Consider the following 16,537-nt stretch of genomic DNA (forward strand, 5'->3'; position numbering starts at 1 on the left):
CCTGGTTGCATCAAAAATGAATTTCCGCTGAGTCCGCTGCTCATACCTTTAAGGTAGCGGGTCAGAGCCCGCGAAATCATTGAGGCTATCAGGGGGCAGCACGGTCATGAGTCGAGTACCGACGGCGGGTGGAGATCTTCCTGGCGGGTTGATTCTGGTGGTTGAGGACGACCCGATGATCCTGGAGTTTCTCTGTGAGATTCTTCAGGAGGAGGGGTTTGTCGTCGAGCCGAAAATCAGTGCGGACGCAGCGGCGAACTATCTGGAACAGCATGCGCCGGAGGTGGGCATGCTGCTGACAGACATCACCATGCCCGGCACGCTCAATGGCGCGGACCTGGCGAACCAGTTCGGCGATCGCTGGCCGGACAAGCCGATCATGATCATGTCCGGTTTCGAAACCCCTGAAAGCGCAGGCGTGCGGCATGAGGTCTCCTTCATCAAGAAACCCTGGATGATTGGCGGGCTGCTCGATTGCGTGGGCCAGACGTTCAAGTCCAAACGACTCAACTGACTTGCGCGCAGGTGTTACATTGCCGGGCAAATCCGTCCGGCACCTGCGAGGTTCTTTTTCTTGTCCGATCACTCTGTATTCAACTCGACTTACCGTGCCTTTCTGTTCGACATGGATGGCACCGTGCTGACATCCATTGCCGCCGCCGAGCGGGTCTGGACAACCTGGGCGGTGCGCCATGGCGTCGATGTCGACACCTTCCTGCCCTCCATCCACGGCGCCCGCGCCGTCGACACCATCAGGCGCCTGGGCTTGCCCGGGGTGGATGCCGAGGCCGAAGCCGCATGGATTACCGAAGCGGAAATCGACGATGTCGACGGGGTATTCGAAGTGGCTGGCGCGGCGAAGTTCTTGCGGTCGTTGCCTGCCAGCCAATGGGCCATCGTCACTTCCGCCCCGCGGGAACTGGCGTTGCGGCGGTTGGCGGCGGCGGGGATTCCGGAGCCTGCCGTCATGATCACCGCCGAGGATGTGACTGCCGGCAAGCCGGACCCCGCCGGTTACCGCCTCGCGGCCCGGCGCCTGGGGGTCGAGCCTGCACAATGTCTGGTTTTTGAAGACGCCACGGTGGGGATTCTGGCGGCCGAGGCGGCGGGGGCGGATTTGATGATCGTGACGGCGACTCATGAACAGCCTGTTGAGACGCCGCATGCGACGTTGGCAAGTTATGAATCGGTCCGGGTTCAGGTGGATGCCGATGGTCTACGCCTGCACGCAGTCTAATGTGGGAGCGGGCTTGCTCGCGAAAGCGTCCTTTCAGTCGACATGTTTGTTGAATGATGAACCGCTTTCGCGAGCAAGCCCGCTCCCACAGGGGAACAGTGTTCCTGTCAGTAAAGCCCGGGAATCAGCCGCCAGGAGCGGGCGCAATAGGCCTCGTATTCGCTGCCGAACTGCGCCCGGAGCAAGGCTTCTTCCGAGTGAATGCGCGCGATCAGCGGGATCAGCGTCAGCGCCACCAGTATCAGCCCGACACCAGAACGAAAGGCCAATGCCCAACCCATGCCGATGACCATCATCCCCAGGTAACTGGGGTTGCGCAGGTTGCGGTAGATACCATCGGTGACCAGCCGATGCCCCGGCTGAATGGCCACCAGTCCGCTGAAGCGCTTGCCCAGCACAAACACCGGCCACAACCGCAGCGCGCCGCCGACAACGAACAAGAGTGCGCCGAGCCAGCGCACGCCTTCACCGCCAAACGTCCAGAAATCGATGCGGTCGGTATAAGCCGGTACATAGCCGCTCAGTAAGCCGATCACGCCGAAGGCCGGAATGACCCAGCGGTTGGCCCGGTCTTCGCGTTCCCCCGAACTCAGGTTGACCTCGGTGAACAGAGAAGCGACAGCCATGATCAGAGTGGCCAGGGCAACGACGACCAGTGAACCGTGGCTGAAATAGGCTGCGAAACCACCCAGTCCCCAGATCGCCAGGGCGAGGTAGGCGAGGGTGCTGACGACGGCGAAAAATGCCAGTTTGGCCGAAATTTTCATGATCCCTCCACGAACAGGCTTACAAGGAGCTGCCGTAGGCTGCGATCTTTTGATCGTTCTTTGGCCTTCGAGTTTCCATGGGTAAAAGATCGCAACCTGCGCCGGACCGCCGGGACGGTCGCCCGCAGGCCTGGTGAACTAAGCTTGACAGAGAGGACCGTTCACCGCCGACTCGCACGAGTTCGACGAGCCGGTGGCGTGAAACAGGAGCCTGTATGCTTCACATCCGCACGCCTTTGATCCTGCACCCTGGTCTGTCGACTCCGACCCGCCGTATCTGGCTGAAACTGGAAAATCTGCAACCTGGCGGCTCGTTCAAAATACGCGGCATCGGGTTGCTGTGCAGCCGGGCGGCGCAGCAGGGCAAGCGCAAGGTGGTCTGTCCCTCCGGCGGTAACGCGGGACTGGCCACGGCCATGGCCGCTGCATGCCTGGGGCTCAAGGCATGCATCGTGGTGCCGCACACCACCCCGCTAAGCACCCGGGCGCGGATCAGCAATACCGGCGCCGAGGTGATCGTGCACGGCAAGGTCTGGGACGAAGCCAATCTACAGGCACGGGAGCTCGCCCAGGACCCACGCAGTGAATTCGTGCCCGCCTTCGACCACCCGGTGTTGTGGGAAGGGCACAGCACCCTGGTCGATGAAATCCTTGAAGACTGCCCGCCAGTGGATGTGCTGGTGACCTCGGTGGGCGGCGGTGGCTTGCTGGCGGGGCTGCTCACCGGCCTGATTCGTCATCGGCACACCGATTGCCGCATCGTGGCCTGCGAAACCGAAGGCGCGGCGTCGTTCGCCGCAGCGGTGGCGGCCGGGCACCCGGTCAAACTGCCGAAAATCGACACCGTCGCCACGTCCCTGGGCGCCGCGCAAGTGGCGGCCTGGCCGGTCAGGCACATCGGCGATTTCTCCCATGAGTGCGTGGTGCTCAGTGATGATGAGGCGATCATGGGCGTGGTGCGTTACGCCAATGATTTGCGTCAGCTGGTCGAACCGGCATGCGGGGTTTCATTGGCGATTGCCTACCTGGATCACCCGGCGATTGCCGACGCCAATGACGTGGTGATCGTAGTGTGCGGCGGGGTGAGTATCAACGCGCAACTCGTGGCCGGGTGGGCACGCTTGTCCACTGGCACGCACGCGAGGTAGGGCCGCAAACGCTATCCCGGTGTCACAAGCCCCACCACTGGCGATGACGATCTTCAGTGATCGGCGGCAACGCCTTCCTGGACCAGGATGGCGCGGGCCAGGTCTTCGTCGCTTGCATTGTTGAGGGCGGGATTGTCCTGACGGACTTTTTTCAACAGTGCCTCCAGATAGGCACCACGAATCGCACCGCCACTGGCGACGAAGCTGGAAGCGTCATCCCGGGCGGGAATCATGAGTTTGTCGTCTTTGAACGTTGAGTACAGCGAAGCGGAAACCCCGGCGGAAGTGGCGACATCACCAGCATCCACTTTGGCCAGAGCGGAACCGACGGGCAAACAAAGTAGCAGGGAAGAAAGGATAAACATGCGGCGCATGATGGTGTCCTCCAACAGCATGGAGCATAAGGGAAATACCACATAATTTAGGATGCGTGGCAATCGCCGAGAGTTCCCTGGCACTGCCGACTGTGCATATGGACGGGGACTTCATGGCCTTGTCACTGGCGATTTTCTCCAGCCTGACCGACTATCGGCAGCGTGAACGGGTGTGAGGGGGCAGGGTCGTTGAACGTCGATATTCAAAGCGTGGTGATCGGGGCTGGCGTCGTCGGATTGGCAGTGGCCAGGGCTTTGGCCATGAGCGGGCGCGATGTGCTGGTGGTTGACGCGGGCGAGGGCATCGGCACGGGCATCAGCTCGCGTAACTCGCAAGTGATTCACGCCGGTATCTATTACCCGGGCGGCAGCCTCAAGGCGCGGTTGTGCGTGGAGGGCAAGCAGCGTCTTTATGCTTATTGCGATGAGCACGGTATTGATTGCCGGCGCGTCGGCAAGCTGATCGTGGCCACCGATGAGCCGCAGCGCTTGGCTTTGCAGCGTCTGTTGGCGCAGGGGCGTCTCAATGGTGTCGATGACCTGCAATGGCTGGATGGCGCACAGGCCGGGGCGCTTGAACCGGCGTTGTCCTGCGTCGCGGCGCTGTGGTCGCCGTCCACCGGCATCGTCGACTCCCACGCTCTGATGCTGGCGCTTCAGGGCGATGCCGAGCGGTTCGCCGCGACGCTGGCCTTGCGCACACCGCTGCTGTCGGCCCGTTGCATGGAGCAGGGCTTCGAGCTGCGCATGGGCGGTATTGAACCCATGACCCTGTGTTGCCGCGAATTGATCAACTGCGCGGGGCTGTCCGCGCCCGAGGTGGCGCGCGCTATCGTTGGTCTGCCTGGGCAATTCATTCCCCGGGCGCATTTGTGCAAGGGCAGCTATTTCAGTTTCAGCGGCCGGGCGCCGTTTCGGCACCTGGTGTATCCGGCCCCGGAGGGTGCGGGACTGGGTGTGCACATGACGCTCGACCTGGGCGGGCAGGCGCGCTTCGGGCCGGATGTCGAATGGGTCGAACACATCGACTACCGCGTCGAACCCCGCCGGGCCGAAGGGTTCTATCAGGCGATCCGCCGGTATTGGCCGGGGTTGCCGGACAACAGCCTGCAACCGGCCTACAGCGGTATTCGCCCGAAAATCAGCGGGCCGACTGAACCGGCTGCCGACTTTCTCATCAGCGGTCGGGCCGAGCATGGGGTGGCGGGGCTGGTGAATCTGTTCGGCATCGAATCACCGGGGCTGACCAGTTGCCTGGCGCTCGCCGAACACGCAGTAAAACGCCTGGACGACCGATGATCAGGGCTGGCACTGCTTTGCCGTCATCGGGTCTATGCTAGGGGATGCGCTTACTGCCATCGGAGAACTCTGATGATCACCGTACGCACTGCCTGTCTGCTGGCCGATTACAAACGCTGGGCCAATCAGCGCCTTTTTGACAGCCTCGCAGCGCTCCCTCCGGGGGAAGTCAAAAAAGAACGGGTGTCGGTGTTCAAAAACATGATCGGCACCCTCAATCATGTCTACGTGGTCGATTGCATCTGGCAGGCGCACCTCGAAGGCCGGGGGCATGGCTTCAAGACCTCACACGACCTGCTGCATGCCGATCTGTGCGAACTGCGCATGGCGCAAAAAGAGATCGATCGCTGGTACTGCGACTGGAGCGCCCGGCAAACCGATGCCTCCCTGGACAAGCTCCTGGAATTCACCTTTGTCTCGGGTGAAAGCGGCACCATGAGCGCCGGCGCGATGCTGATGCACGTGGTCAACCACGCCAGCTATCACCGTGGCTGGGTGGTGCAGATGTACTTCGAGATTCCGGCCATGCCACCGGTGACCGACATGCCGGTGTATTTGCGCGAGTCCGAGTCGTTAGTCCTGCAGTCGATCAATGCCCCGATAGTGGCGCCGCCATGTGCTGTGCAATTTTCGAGCGCAACCAGCGTTCTGCCGGATCGTTATCGTTGACCCCGTTCCAGACCATCGACAGCTCGGAGAGCTTGATATCAAACGGGGCGTCGTCTGCCCGCAGCTGACTGCTGCCTTCGATCAACGCACTGGCTGCGTAATCCGGCACGGTGGCGAGCATGTCAGTACCCGCCAGCAAGGCCCGCAACCCCGCGAACTGCGGCACCGCCAGCACCACTCGGCGCGAACGGCCGATCCGTGCCAGGTCGTTGTCGATGGCGCCGCTCAGATCCCCGGAAAACGACACCAGCGCGTGAGGGCGTTCGCAGAACTCGTCCAGGGTCAAGGGGCCTGGGCGGTCATCGCCACGCAGGATCTTCACACTCAAGTCGCGCAACTTCTTGCGCTTGGCATTGGCTGGCAATTCGGTGGTGTAGCTGATGCCGACGGAAATCTCGCCGCTGGCCAGCATCGATGGCATCAGCAGGAAATTCACTCGGCGCACCACCACCACAACGTTCTGCGCCTCTTCACGAATCTGCTTGAGCAGCGGCGGAAACAGCCCGAACTCGGCGTCGTCGGACAGTCCGATTCGAAACACGTCGCGACTGGTGGAGGGCTCGAAATCCTTGGCCCGGCTGACTGCCCCGGAAATGGTGTCCATCGCCGGCTGCAATTCCTTGAGAATCTGCAATGCCCGCAGGGTCGGCTCCAGGGTGCGTCCGTTGCGCACCAGCAACGGGTCGTCGAACAGATCGCGCAACTTTGCCAGCGCCGCGCTGACAGCGGGCTGGCCGAGGAACAGTTTTTCCCCGGCCCGGGTCAGGTTCTTCTCGAACATCAGGGTTTCGAAAATCACCAGCAGGTTCATGTCCACGCGGCGCAGGTCGTTGCGGTTCATGGTGGAGGGCTCGCTGGGGTTGGGGGTCTTTTCAGTAAAGCACCAAACCCTGCGGAACCTGGAATTCGCTGATGACCTGTGGGAGTGAGCCTGCTCGCGATAGCGGTGTATCAGGCACATCATCGTTTACTGACACTCCCTCATCGCGAGCAGGCTCGCTCCCACGCGTTCGGTGCTTTATTCAGGTGGATCGAGCCGATCCAGCGCCCGATTCACCGCCAACTCACCCAGCATGATGACCTGTGCAATGCCCAGCAGTGTGTTGCGGTGCGATCCGTCCAGAAAACCCGCCAGATCGTTGGTCATGACGTTGGCCGAGGCCGGTGATTCGCAGGCGTGGGCCAGCAGGGTTTCGGTATCGATGTCGGGGTTGATAGTGAACATCGTGGACGGTTTGTGGGGCGTGGCCATGATGTTGGCGGCGGGGTTTAAGTAGTGATTGAGGGCGCGTTCGGCGGCTTCGTGGAATTGCTTGGAATCGGGGCTTTCGTAGGGGGAGGCTGGATTTGTTTCCGGGGGATTGGGTGTGGGCTTGATCATTGATGGAACTCCTAATTGAAATCACGGAGCCTTCAGCCCTCGCTACCAAACGAGGGGTGGCGGCCATACGCGGGTTGGTAGACCGGTAATTAGGAACCCGGCGCTCCCGAGAGAGCCCTGCGCATGGCCACCATAAAACAGAGACCTGAAAGGTCTGCAAACGGTGCGCTATGCGCCTAATTAGTCCGGGCTACCAAACCCGATCGCTGTTTTTCAGCGACCGGCTAACGATAATGCCCGGGCTCAAGACGCGTAAGCCGGCGGATTCTGGCGTACCCGTAGGCAATGACGCAAGGCGTTGTAGCTTTCATCAAGTTACGCTGACAGCCGTTAAACATGCGCTTTAAACAGGCGCCGCCATCGTGAGCAAGCTTGCTCCCACACTGGATCTTCAGCGAGCACAAATGCTGCCGCTACACTCTTCTCGACCATGATCGCGCCTTGCAACGTTTGATGGACGCGGCCCTGGCGCAGAACGTCGAAATCGTGGTCGGTGGCCCGTACAGCTCGGGCATCCTCGCCGGTGGTGTGCACTTCGAATACCAGAAGGCCAGCCCGGCGATCATCAACAAGGTCGAGCAGATCAAACGTATTGCAGCGGCCCACGGTGTCGACATCAAAGCCGCTGCATTGCAGTTCTCGTTGGCCAACCCGGCAGTGGCCGCAGTGATTCCGGGTTCCAGCCGCCCGGATCGGATCGCTGAAGACGTGGCCGCGTTGTCGGCGGTAATTCCCGCTGCATTCTGGCAGGCGATGCGTGAGGCAAAGCTGGTTTCCGAGCGCGCACCCTTGCCCCTCATTGGAGCTTGAACATGAAGATTGATTTGAGCGGAAAACTCGCAATCGTCAGCGGTAGCACCGCCGGCATTGGCCTGGGCATCAGCCAGGCACTGGCCGAGGCGGGTGCCACGGTGGTGGTGATCGGCCGCGACACGGCTAAGGTCGAGCAGGCGCTGGCGAGCATTCGCCAACGCGTACCCGGCGCGCAATTGCGCGGCGTGACCGCCGACCTCGGCACCGCCGAAGGCGCCGAAATATTGTTCGCCGCCGAACCACGGGCGGACATCCTGGTGAACAACCTCGGGATCTTCAACACCGTGGATTTCTTCGACGCGCCGGACAGTGAGTGGACACGCTTCTACGAGGTCAACGTGATCTCCGGCGTGCGCCTGTCCCGGCATTACACGCCGGACATGGTCAAGCAGGGTTGGGGGCGGGTGATCTTCCTGTCTTCGGAATCCGGCGTGGCGACCCCGGCGGACATGATCAACTATGGCGTGACCAAAAGCGCCAATCTGGCCGTGTCCCATGGCCTGGCCAAGCGCCTGGCCGGCACCGGCGTGACGGTCAATGCGATCCTGCCCGGCCCGACCTTTACCGATGGCCTGGAAGACATGCTCAAGGACGCCACCGCCGAATCCGGACGCAGCGCCCGGGACGAAGCCGATGCGTTCGTGCGCAAGGCCCGGCCGACGTCGATCATCCAGCGCGTAGCGGATGTCGAGGAGGTCGCCAATCTGGTGGCCTACATCGCTTCGCCGTTATCCTCGGCCACCACCGGCGCTGCCTTGCGGGTCGACGGCGGTGTCGTCGACAGCCTGGCCATCTGAACCCCAAAAACTTTGAGAGAGCACCCGACATGGCAACTGCATCAGCAACTATCGAAGTCCCGGCCTCGGCCGATCAGGTCTGGCAATTGATTGGCGGTTTCAACTCGCTGCCGGATTGGCTGCCGTTCATTCCCAAGAGCGAGCTCAGTGAAGGCGGGCGGGTACGCCGGCTGGAAACCAGCGATGGCACGGTGGTGGTCGAGCGTTTGCAAGTGTTCGACAACGCCGGCAAAACCTACAGCTACTCGATTTTACAGGCACCGTTTCCGGCGACTGGTTATCTGGCGACAATCAAGGTTCAAGCGCAAGGCGAGGGCGCGCGGGTGACCTGGTCCGGGCGGTTCGAGCCGGTGGGTGTGAGCAACGAGGAAGTGGAGGCGTTGTTTAACGGCATCTATCAGGGGGGGCTTGAGGCGTTGCGGGCCAATTACCCGGTTTGATAAACACCAGCAATCCCTTGTAGGAGCGAGCCTGCTCGCGATGGACGCAAGGTCGACGCGTCGAATCAGACTGCACGCGTTATCGTTGACGTCCATCGCGAGCAGGCTCGCTCCTACAGGTGATCGGTATCAGGCTTGAGGAATCAAACTCTCCCGACAATCGAGCACCAGCCGCGCACCACCCAGTTCGCTGGTGCCCACCTCCAGGGTAAACCCGTGCAGGCTGACAATCGCCGCGACGATGGACAGCCCTAGCCCGAAGCCGCTCTTTTGATTGCCCGCCTCGGCGCGGTAGAAACGCTGGAACACCGCTTCACGTTCCGCCTCGGGAATGCCCGGGCCGGAGTCGAGCACTTCGATCCGCGTGTGCCCGCCAGCATTGATCCCGCGCAAGATCACCGCGCCACCGGGCGGAGTGAATTTGATCGAGTTGCTGAGCAGGTTCGCCACGGCTTCGAACAGCAGTGCGCGGTCGCCATGGAGGGGGGGCAATGACGCGGGCAGGTGCAGTTGGAACACCAGGCCGTCGTCTTCCGCCAGGGGCAGATAGAACTCATGCAGCTCTTGCAACAACGACACCGGGTCCAGTTGCACGAAACCGGAACGACGCTGGCGATCTTCCAGTTCGGAAATCCGCAACAAGCCACGGAAACGCGCCATCAACGTGTCGGCCTCGGCCAGCACCAGGTCCAGTTGCATGGCCTGTGGCGAGCTTTCGCCGGCTTGCTGCTGCATGCGGTAAAGCTGCGCACGCAGACGGGTCAGGGGCGTGCGCAGGTCATGGGCGATGTTGTCGCACACGCCCTTGACCTCGTTCATCAAACGCTCGATGCGTTCGAGCATGGCGTTGACGATGGCGGCGAGCATGTCCAGTTCGTCACGCCGGTTGGACAGCGGCAAACGTCGGCTCAGATCGCCTGCGACGATGGCTTCGGCACTGGCCTGAATCCCGCGAATGCGTCGCAACGGCCGGCGCCGCAGCAAAGACCAGCCGACAATGCCCGGCACGATGGTCAGGGTCACACCCCAGAACAGGGCGTGAAGGATGATCCGGGTGACGGCGAACAGCGAGCCGTTGTCGCGAACCAGAATCAGCCACCAACCGTCGCGGGTCTGGGTCGCCACGGCGTCGCAGCTGTCGTTGGGCAGGGTCGGGTCGTCGGACTCGGCGCAGTCGCTGAGCGTGTGGATCTTGCCATCGAGCGGCAAGCCGTCCGGAATGTAGCGCAGGGCGCCGCTGAGGTAACGGTGCCGGGCATCGAACAGGCCGTAGGCGTCGATGCCACGGATATCGAAGGTCATGCTGACGGCGAGGGCGTCCACCAGTTGTTCGCCCGAGAAGCGTGAAAACAGGTGCTGGCGTTGCATCAGCGAATGCTTGGCCAGGTTATCCAGGTAAGCGGAAACCTCGTAGTACATGACCCCCATGAGAATCCCGCTCCAGATCACGAACAGCGAACTGTAGAGCGCCAGCAAACGGCTGCTGGAAGAGCGCCAGCCTTTAGACGGGTTCGGCAATGACATAACCCGAGCCTCGCACGGTCCGAATCAGTGGGGCATTGCCAGGCGGGTCGATCTTCTTGCGCAGACGGCCGATGTGGACGTCGATCAGGTTGGTGCCGGGGTCGAAGTGGTAACCCCAGACTTCTTCGAAAATCATCATCCGCGAGAGGATTTGCCCGGTATTGCGCATCAGGAATTCCAGCAGTTTGTATTCGGTGGGCAATAGCGTCAGCAGTTGGCCGTCGCGGCTGGCTTCATGGCTGATCAGGTTCAGTTCCAGATCCGCCACCCGCAGCGTGGTGGCTCGGGCGGTCACGGTATTCTGCCGGCGCAGCAGGACTTCGACCCGGGCAGCCATTTCATCGGTGGCGAAGGGTTTAGTCAGGTAGTCGTCGCCGCCGGCACGCAAGCCGCGCACGCGCTCATCGACGTCGGACAGCGCGCTGATCATCAGGATCGGCGTGGTCACGCCCATGGTCCGCAACGTGGTGACGATCGCCAGGCCATCGAGCTCGGGCAGCATGCGGTCGAGGGTGATCAGGTCATAGTCGCCGCTGACCGCACGTTCCAACCCTTCACGGCCATTGTCGACCCAGTCGACGTCGAGGCCGTGGCTACTCAGTTCGGCGACAATTTCCCGGGCGGTCACGGCGTCGTCTTCGATGGTCAAGATGCGGGTCATAGGGCTGGCCTGATTAAATGTTCACAACGTTGTGCGGCATTTTGCCAAGAAATGATCGCAGGCTTTCTAAATAAAAGTTCATGGAAATTCCGGGGTTCGGTCAATGCGCCGATCCCGCTGAACATACCCGTTCGCCGCAAAAGCTCGCGAAGACGGCAGGTCAGGCGAAGCGAATCCAGCTATTCGATCGGTGTATCCACAAACACCTCAAGCCCCTCGGCATATGCAGTAAACGCTGCAACCCGCGGAAACTGCGCCGCACTCACCTGATCCGGCACTACCAGATTGGTGAAGCTCCAGGCTACGGCGAGGGTAATGCCATCCTGCCCAATCGAACCGTCAGTCTTCAGCGGCTGTTTTTCCAGCTCCCGCTCCAGCGCCGAATAGGCCGCCGTCAGCTGTCCTTCGACGCGCTGCACCCAGGGCTCGAATTGAATCTCCGCCGGCCGCAAGCTGCGCTCGTAGTAAAGCTGCACGGACTTTTCGCTGGCGGCCAGCGCCAGGCCGATCAGGCGTAACGCGCGCAGACGCTGACCCGGTTCGACGGGCATCAGGCTGTTATCGGTCAGGGTTTCCAGGTAGTCGATGATCAGCGTCGAATCCATCAACACCTCACCGTCATCCAGCACCAGCGTGGGCGCCTTGACCACCGGGTTGATCTGCTGGAATTGTTCGACGTGGCGGAACACCGAGACCGATCGGTGTTCCAGGGCGATTCCCAGGCATTTGGCAGAAATGGCGGCGCGCCTGACATAGGGCGAATCCAGCATACCGATCAGCTTCATGGTCCTTTCCTTTATATGGCCATTTCGGGAGGGACAACCTTAGCTGAGGTTCGCAGCCCTGCAAATGACCGTGAATATGCCCGGTGCAGGCCGTTTGTCATCTATATACAGCCGCTCGGTTGAATTTCTTGCTATAAACGCACTCCGATTACCACCTCAAAGCTTGCGGTAGAGCATTTTCAGGGCTTTGTCGGACAAATTCGCTGTCTTTTCAGTTGCTGAGGCCTCAAGTCGGCCGTAGACTGCCGCCCCTCGTAAATTGAGTGCCGGGTGGCGCTTGGAACAAACGGCGCCTTTCCGATGGCCTGCCCAGGTCTGCCGGAACGCTCCCTAATTCGCCTTAATGCACGTTTTTTTATAGAGATATCAATGACAAAGGACAAGTTGCTGGCCATGCCGGCGGATGACTACATGAATGCCGAGCAACATGCTTTTTTCTCCGAGCTGTTGCAGAACATGAAAGTCGAAACCCATGAGCGCATCGAACAGAACCGCATCGCCATCGAAAGCCTGGACACCCCGGCCGATCCGGCAGACGCGGCTTCGGTCGAAGAAGAGCGCACCTGGCTGGTGAACGCGATCGATCGCGACCAGCGCATGCTGCCTCAGTTGGAACAAGCCCTTGAGCGCATCAAGGAAGACAGCTTTGGCTGGTGCGACGACAGCGGCGAGGCGATTGGCCTCAAGCGCCTGCTGATCAGCCCGACCACCAAGTACTGCATCGAAGCTCAAGAGCGTCACGAGCAAATCGACAAGCACCAGCGTCAGGCCTGATTCTGCGAGGCAGTCCATCAAGATGGACTGCCTTTGAAAAGATCGCAGCCTGCGGCAGCTCCTACGCAATTGAAGTAGGGCGCTGTTGCAGGCTGCGATCTTCGTTTTCTGCCGTCTTCGATTTCCCGGTTGTTCTATTGATCTGCTGCAACGCTCACGACTAAAGGCTCATGGATAATGGCTTTATAGTGGCGTTTAATGCGAAGACAACAATTAGAAGCTTTCCGGGGTAACGATGATGACGAGAGACGGGTCTCTGGTTGCGGCAGTGCCCGCACCCGTGCTGTTGCCGAAAAACCGCTGGCTGACACCGACGCTGCAAAGCATCGCCCTGATGCTGTTGTTAAGTGGCATGACGCTGGGCGGATGGTCGCTCTACCTTGGGCTGCCCCTGGCCATATTGATTGTCTGGCTGCCTCGCCTGCGTTCGCGCGCGACCCCGCAGGCGGCTTGCCCCGCCAACCCCGATGCCATCGGCGAGTTGACTCGCGACCTTTCCTACACCACCAGCCATAACGCGCTGTCAGCTGCTGGCGTGGCGTTCTCGGTTCGGCAGCTGGCGGACAAACTGCAATCGCAGCTCGCGGCGGCGGCACAGATCGTCAGCAACGCCGAGGTCATGATCACCACCGAACAGGCCACCTCGACGCTCAGTCGCCAGGCGCTCAGTGCTGCCAGCGAGGCTCATCAAAGTGGCGCGGTGGGGCGTACGCAACTGATCGAGTCCATTGCGCGCATGCATCAACTCAGCCAGCGCGCCAACAACAGCCGTGAACTGATCGAAGCCTTGAGCCTGCGCAGCGATGATATCCAGCGCGTGACCCTGGTGATTCAGTCCATCGCCAGCCAGACCAACCTGTTGGCGTTGAACGCAGCGATAGAAGCGGCGCGGGCGGGGGAGCACGGTCGCGGGTTTGCAGTGGTGGCCGACGAGGTGCGTGGGCTTGCCGCACGCACGGCGACTGCCACGGGCGAAGTGGGCGAAATGGTAGCCGACATCCAGCAACGCACCGCGCAGGTGGTGGAGCAGATCCGCCAACTGTCCAGCGACCTCGATACCGGTGTCGAGCAGGTCGAACAGACGGGGCAGCACCTGGAGAACATTGCCCGTCTGGCGGCGAGTGTCGAGTCCCAGGTCGGGGAAATCGCCCAAGGGGCAGACACCAACCGTGAACAACTCGACAGCCTGTTCCACGCCATCGAACAGATGCGCAGCGACCTGGCGGTCAGCGACCAGCAGACTCAACGCCTGGCCCATGCGGCAGTGCAAATGGAAGGGCAGGCCGAAACCATCAGCGAGCGTCTTGCCGAGGTGGGGCTGGATGACTATCACCAGCGGATCTATGACCTGGCGCGCGATGGCGCTACGCAGATTGCCGCGCGATTCGAGGCGGATATCGATGCCGGTCGAATCAGTCTCGACGATCTGTTCGACCGCAATTACCAGACTATTCCCAATACCAGCCCGGCCAAGTACCAGACGCGTTTCGACCGCTACACCGATCAGGTTCTGCCAACGATCCAGGAACCGTTGTTACCGCGTCACGAAGGATTGGTGTTCGCCATCGCCTGCACCCAGCAGGGTTATGTGCCGACCCATAACAAGGCGTTCAGTCAGCCGTTGACGGGGGACGCGCAGGTCGATGCCTTGCAGAACCGGACCAAACGCAAGTTCGCTGACCGCACAGGGATCCGCTGTGGCAGCCATCAGAAGGCCGTGTTGCTGCAGACCTATACGCGCGACACCGGCGAGTTGATGCACGATCTCTCGGTACCGATCATGCTCAAGGGCCGGCACTGGGGCGGTTTACGCCTGGGCTACAAACCGGAAAAACCGCGCTAGAAAATCCGGGCTGTCGGGCGATTGTTACGAACTCTGCAATTAACCTGTGCAGGGTTTCGCTGTTTCCTCGCTGGAAAACTAATTAGCATACCTATTAATTAGGTTGCTAATTAAGTTGGGAGGGTCAGCATGCAAGGCAAAGTTGATATCGCGGTCATGATTGGCAGCGGAGTACCTGCCAATCTGCGTCGTTGCGCACCGCCAACCCGACAATCAGGCTTTCAGCGCGCCCGCATCGACCGCCGCCTTCAGCTCCCTGGCCGATTCCTGGGCCGCAATGGCGGCGACATCCGGGGTTTTGAACCAGCGATCTTTTTCGACCTGGTAATATGTCACGGTCTTTAGCGGTGGTTTGGCTCGCATGACAATCACGGCCTGGAATTCACCGTCGATTTCTCTGGCTTCCCCCCGGATAAAAAACTCGCCGATATCAAATTCCGTCACGTTGCAGACTTCCCCTGGAAATACAATGTTGTTGTCAACGCAACCCGATTTTTTGCGGATCCGTTTTATTGGGCTGGCAGTATGGCAGTAGTTGCCCGTCGACGGCTGAGATAAGTCGGCGGGCAGACGAAACGTCAATGGGGATGTGTGCGGCGGGTATGTCAACAATGTGATTCAAGAAGCCGGGCGAGGGCACAGGCTTCATTATGATCCGCTCGGAAACCTCTTACGCAGCCTGTCGAAATATCCTTGATATGAAAGAAGGCAATGCCTGCCATCACCACCTGAAATCGCGGACGGGCTGGGGCATCGAGACGCGGTTCATGGGGGCGCAAGCGTATCGGGTGCGAGATCGGTGGTGTTTGCGTGTCAGGCACCAAGGGATAGGCAAAGTGAGTCAGCGTGCACATATGAAGTCCTTTTCATGGTTTTATCGACGTATGTACGTCGTTTTGGCTAGTCTCCAAGAGCATCGCTGCTCTAGAATCACCCCCACTGGTGGGTGATTGATGTTTATCTAATGCAATTTTTTGCGGACGATATGTAGGAAAAGATTTTTTCTTGATGAGATTTTTCCCCGAAGTTGATAGTCCATGATTTTCTGGCCGCAGGAAGGGTGTTTTCCTTCAGCCTGTGACGAACACCAGGCAGCACGACGCGGGTGACGTTCCAGTAGTCTTCTCAAGCTTCGTGATGAGTGAGCGCACAGCTCATTCAGGACTTCAATCCGGGTTCTTTGGCGACACCTTCGGCATTGCCGCTTTTTTGGCTGTGCGTTTATTTTTCGCGTACGGCACCATTTTTCAGATGTGGGGATGTTTCCTTGGCAGTAAGTAATCTCGATATGCATGCTTTGTTCGTACTGGGTGATTTGCGCGCAAAGCTGGTCAAGCAGTTTCAGTCACGTTTCGTTTACATGACCGAACAGAACGCTGAAGGCATCTACATTGCCGAAATCGACACCGAATCAGCCCTGGTGGTGGACGACAAGCCCGGACTCAAACTCAAGGTCGGCGATCATTTCAGCGCGTCCGTGCTGCCCAGTCGTGAAGGCGGCAAGCTGGACATCAAGTTCCGCGACATCAAACTGACGGTTTACGGAATTGGCGATTACGCCTTCGTGACCACGGCCGACGGTCAGGGGATAGTGTTCAAGGAAGGTCACAGCGTGGTGATGGTGTTTGCGGCCCATCAACAGCTGCAAGAAGGCCTGACCAAGACCCTCAAAGCCGTGACCGCCAAAGCGGCCAAGTGGCGCAAGGGTGAGCTGGTGACCTTCAAGGCCAGCGAGTGATGACCCTGACCCGCGCCGATTTCCACGAACAGAACCTGGCCAGCGCTCAAGACGAAGCGCGGCGGCTGTTCGGGCAGAAGGTCATTCTGCAAGGAGCCTGGCTGAATTGGGTGGCGTCACAGCTTTACCAACTGCAACCGGCGCCATACGCCAGCATGGTCAGGCGCGAGCTGATGAGTTTGCAGCAAACCTGCGAAAACTGATCCACACACCTCGAAAGCAGGAACCTCTACTACAGTCATTGGACTGAGTATTCAGAGGCTTCGCGGTCTACTGCCAGGCCATCC

The 16,537-nt window shown here is 60.2% G+C and carries 20 protein-coding genes and 1 pseudogene; 12 read left to right on the top strand and 9 right to left on the bottom strand.

Features of this window, described 5'->3' with window-relative positions; translation table 11 throughout:
• The first annotated feature begins 106 nt into the window (after positions 1 to 106).
• Both ACM6IK_RS23640 and ACM6IK_RS23645 read left to right on the top strand, forming a co-directional pair.
• Entirely contained in the window at positions 107 to 514 is a 408-nt protein-coding gene (locus ACM6IK_RS23640) for a response regulator (protein ID WP_414876234.1), read from the top strand.
• Between the two features lie 60 nt (positions 515 to 574).
• Positions 575 to 1,237: an HAD-IA family hydrolase gene (locus ACM6IK_RS23645; protein ID WP_414876235.1), complete on the top strand. Its 663-nt coding sequence runs from the start codon at positions 575 to 577 to the stop codon at positions 1,235 to 1,237.
• Between the two features lie 107 nt (positions 1,238 to 1,344).
• Here the strand turns inward: ACM6IK_RS23645 and ACM6IK_RS23650 are convergent, their stop codons facing one another.
• Positions 1,345 to 2,004 (bottom strand): methyltransferase family protein, encoded by a 660-nt coding sequence (locus ACM6IK_RS23650; protein WP_414876236.1) that lies wholly within the window; start codon positions 2,002 to 2,004, stop codon positions 1,345 to 1,347.
• Between the two features lie 215 nt (positions 2,005 to 2,219).
• Here ACM6IK_RS23650 and ACM6IK_RS23655 point away from each other — a divergent pair, with 215 nt between their 5' ends.
• Complete coding sequence (locus ACM6IK_RS23655) at positions 2,220 to 3,152, top strand: pyridoxal-phosphate dependent enzyme (RefSeq protein WP_414876237.1); 933 nt, start codon at positions 2,220 to 2,222, stop codon at positions 3,150 to 3,152.
• 53 nt (positions 3,153 to 3,205) lie between these two features.
• Here ACM6IK_RS23655 and ACM6IK_RS23660 read toward each other — a convergent pair whose 3' ends face one another.
• Positions 3,206 to 3,526: a DUF2388 domain-containing protein gene (locus tag ACM6IK_RS23660; protein WP_414876238.1), complete on the bottom strand. Its 321-nt coding sequence runs from the start codon at positions 3,524 to 3,526 to the stop codon at positions 3,206 to 3,208.
• A gap of 189 nt (positions 3,527 to 3,715) precedes the next feature.
• On the opposite strand from ACM6IK_RS23660, the gene ACM6IK_RS23665 reads away from it, so the two are divergent.
• Together ACM6IK_RS23665 and ACM6IK_RS23670 are read left to right on the top strand one after the other, a co-directional pair.
• On the top strand, positions 3,716 to 4,825 hold the full coding sequence (locus tag ACM6IK_RS23665) for an NAD(P)/FAD-dependent oxidoreductase (protein ID WP_414876239.1): 1,110 nt from the start codon (positions 3,716 to 3,718) through the stop codon (positions 4,823 to 4,825).
• A 72-nt stretch (positions 4,826 to 4,897) separates the two neighbouring features.
• Positions 4,898 to 5,494 (top strand): DinB family protein, encoded by a 597-nt coding sequence (locus ACM6IK_RS23670; protein ID WP_414876240.1) that lies wholly within the window; start codon positions 4,898 to 4,900, stop codon positions 5,492 to 5,494.
• Here the strand turns inward: ACM6IK_RS23670 and ACM6IK_RS23675 are convergent.
• Entirely contained in the window at positions 5,415 to 6,335 is a 921-nt protein-coding gene (locus ACM6IK_RS23675) for a LysR substrate-binding domain-containing protein (RefSeq protein WP_414876241.1), read from the bottom strand. The genes ACM6IK_RS23670 and ACM6IK_RS23675 overlap by 80 nt on opposite strands.
• Positions 6,336 to 6,512: 177 nt before the next feature.
• A complete protein-coding gene (locus ACM6IK_RS23680; protein ID WP_414876242.1) occupies positions 6,513 to 6,875 on the bottom strand; it encodes a DUF6124 family protein in 363 nt (120 codons plus the stop codon).
• 411 nt (positions 6,876 to 7,286) lie between these two features.
• Here ACM6IK_RS23680 and ACM6IK_RS23685 point away from each other — a divergent pair.
• The 3 genes and pseudogenes from ACM6IK_RS23685 to ACM6IK_RS23695 all read left to right on the top strand — a co-directional run.
• Positions 7,287 to 7,685: pseudogene (locus ACM6IK_RS23685) on the top strand (aldo/keto reductase); the annotation flags it as partial.
• Positions 7,686 to 7,687: 2 nt separating this feature from the next.
• Complete coding sequence (locus tag ACM6IK_RS23690) at positions 7,688 to 8,485, top strand: SDR family NAD(P)-dependent oxidoreductase (protein ID WP_414876243.1); 798 nt, start codon at positions 7,688 to 7,690, stop codon at positions 8,483 to 8,485.
• A gap of 29 nt (positions 8,486 to 8,514) precedes the next feature.
• Entirely contained in the window at positions 8,515 to 8,925 is a 411-nt protein-coding gene (locus ACM6IK_RS23695; RefSeq protein ID WP_414876244.1) for an SRPBCC family protein, read from the top strand.
• Between the two features lie 129 nt (positions 8,926 to 9,054).
• Here the strand turns inward: ACM6IK_RS23695 and ACM6IK_RS23700 are convergent, their stop codons facing one another.
• From ACM6IK_RS23700 to ACM6IK_RS23710, 3 genes are all read right to left on the bottom strand, one after another.
• The gene (locus tag ACM6IK_RS23700; protein ID WP_414876245.1) at positions 9,055 to 10,449 is read right to left on the bottom strand and encodes a sensor histidine kinase; all 1,395 of its coding nucleotides are present in this window, start codon (positions 10,447 to 10,449) and stop codon (positions 9,055 to 9,057) included.
• Positions 10,427 to 11,110 (bottom strand): response regulator transcription factor, encoded by a 684-nt coding sequence (locus tag ACM6IK_RS23705; RefSeq protein ID WP_414876246.1) that lies wholly within the window; start codon positions 11,108 to 11,110, stop codon positions 10,427 to 10,429. The genes ACM6IK_RS23700 and ACM6IK_RS23705 overlap by 23 nt, the downstream gene beginning before the upstream one ends.
• Before the next feature lie 179 nt (positions 11,111 to 11,289).
• On the bottom strand, positions 11,290 to 11,895 hold the full coding sequence (locus ACM6IK_RS23710; RefSeq protein ID WP_414876247.1) for a glutathione S-transferase: 606 nt from the start codon (positions 11,893 to 11,895) through the stop codon (positions 11,290 to 11,292).
• 369 nt (positions 11,896 to 12,264) lie between these two features.
• Between ACM6IK_RS23710 and ACM6IK_RS23715 the strand changes: the two genes are divergently transcribed.
• Together ACM6IK_RS23715 and ACM6IK_RS23720 are read left to right on the top strand one after the other, a co-directional pair.
• Entirely contained in the window at positions 12,265 to 12,669 is a 405-nt protein-coding gene (locus ACM6IK_RS23715) for a TraR/DksA family transcriptional regulator (RefSeq protein WP_007907888.1), read from the top strand.
• 619 nt (positions 12,670 to 13,288) lie between these two features.
• Positions 13,289 to 14,512, top strand: a complete 1,224-nt coding sequence (locus tag ACM6IK_RS23720) for a methyl-accepting chemotaxis protein (RefSeq protein WP_414876350.1) — start codon at positions 13,289 to 13,291, stop codon at positions 14,510 to 14,512.
• A 213-nt stretch (positions 14,513 to 14,725) separates the two neighbouring features.
• On the opposite strand, the gene ACM6IK_RS23725 is transcribed toward ACM6IK_RS23720, so the two are convergent.
• The gene (locus tag ACM6IK_RS23725; protein WP_108217952.1) at positions 14,726 to 14,956 is read right to left on the bottom strand and encodes a hypothetical protein; all 231 of its coding nucleotides are present in this window, start codon (positions 14,954 to 14,956) and stop codon (positions 14,726 to 14,728) included.
• Between the two features lie 161 nt (positions 14,957 to 15,117).
• Positions 15,118 to 15,366 carry a hypothetical protein gene (locus ACM6IK_RS23730; protein ID WP_414876248.1) on the bottom strand — a complete coding sequence of 83 codons (249 nt, stop codon included), beginning with the start codon at positions 15,364 to 15,366 and terminating at the stop codon, positions 15,118 to 15,120.
• Between the two features lie 413 nt (positions 15,367 to 15,779).
• Between ACM6IK_RS23730 and ACM6IK_RS23735 the strand changes: the two genes are divergently transcribed.
• Positions 15,780 to 16,250 carry a hypothetical protein gene (locus tag ACM6IK_RS23735; protein WP_414876249.1) on the top strand — a complete coding sequence of 157 codons (471 nt, stop codon included), beginning with the start codon at positions 15,780 to 15,782 and terminating at the stop codon, positions 16,248 to 16,250.
• Complete coding sequence (locus tag ACM6IK_RS23740) at positions 16,250 to 16,453, top strand: hypothetical protein (RefSeq protein WP_414876250.1); 204 nt, start codon at positions 16,250 to 16,252, stop codon at positions 16,451 to 16,453. The genes ACM6IK_RS23735 and ACM6IK_RS23740 overlap by 1 nt, the downstream gene beginning before the upstream one ends.
• The last annotated feature ends 84 nt before the right edge of the window (positions 16,454 to 16,537 follow it).

This window comes from Pseudomonas sp. IT-196MI5, from assembly GCF_949767415.1.
Classification (GTDB): domain Bacteria; phylum Pseudomonadota; class Gammaproteobacteria; order Pseudomonadales; family Pseudomonadaceae; genus Aquipseudomonas.

Coding starts and splice junctions, on each gene's coding strand:
- ACM6IK_RS23655 (WP_414876237.1), top strand. CDS start 2,220: ATGCTTCACATCCGCACGCCTTTGATCCTGCACCCTGGTCTGTCGACT.
- ACM6IK_RS23640 (WP_414876234.1), top strand. CDS start 107: ATGAGTCGAGTACCGACGGCGGGTGGAGATCTTCCTGGCGGGTTGATT.
- ACM6IK_RS23660 (WP_414876238.1), bottom strand. CDS start 3,526: ATGCGCCGCATGTTTATCCTTTCTTCCCTGCTACTTTGTTTGCCCGTC.
- ACM6IK_RS23715 (WP_007907888.1), top strand. CDS start 12,265: ATGACAAAGGACAAGTTGCTGGCCATGCCGGCGGATGACTACATGAAT.
- ACM6IK_RS23690 (WP_414876243.1), top strand. CDS start 7,688: ATGAAGATTGATTTGAGCGGAAAACTCGCAATCGTCAGCGGTAGCACC.
- ACM6IK_RS23650 (WP_414876236.1), bottom strand. CDS start 2,004: ATGAAAATTTCGGCCAAACTGGCATTTTTCGCCGTCGTCAGCACCCTC.
- ACM6IK_RS23675 (WP_414876241.1), bottom strand. CDS start 6,335: ATGAACCGCAACGACCTGCGCCGCGTGGACATGAACCTGCTGGTGATT.
- ACM6IK_RS23670 (WP_414876240.1), top strand. CDS start 4,898: ATGATCACCGTACGCACTGCCTGTCTGCTGGCCGATTACAAACGCTGG.
- ACM6IK_RS23700 (WP_414876245.1), bottom strand. CDS start 10,449: ATGTCATTGCCGAACCCGTCTAAAGGCTGGCGCTCTTCCAGCAGCCGT.
- ACM6IK_RS23710 (WP_414876247.1), bottom strand. CDS start 11,895: ATGAAGCTGATCGGTATGCTGGATTCGCCCTATGTCAGGCGCGCCGCC.
- ACM6IK_RS23730 (WP_414876248.1), bottom strand. CDS start 15,366: ATGTGCACGCTGACTCACTTTGCCTATCCCTTGGTGCCTGACACGCAA.
- ACM6IK_RS23740 (WP_414876250.1), top strand. CDS start 16,250: ATGACCCTGACCCGCGCCGATTTCCACGAACAGAACCTGGCCAGCGCT.
- ACM6IK_RS23680 (WP_414876242.1), bottom strand. CDS start 6,875: ATGATCAAGCCCACACCCAATCCCCCGGAAACAAATCCAGCCTCCCCC.
- ACM6IK_RS23720 (WP_414876350.1), top strand. CDS start 13,289: ATGATCACCACCGAACAGGCCACCTCGACGCTCAGTCGCCAGGCGCTC.
- ACM6IK_RS23695 (WP_414876244.1), top strand. CDS start 8,515: ATGGCAACTGCATCAGCAACTATCGAAGTCCCGGCCTCGGCCGATCAG.
- ACM6IK_RS23705 (WP_414876246.1), bottom strand. CDS start 11,110: ATGACCCGCATCTTGACCATCGAAGACGACGCCGTGACCGCCCGGGAA.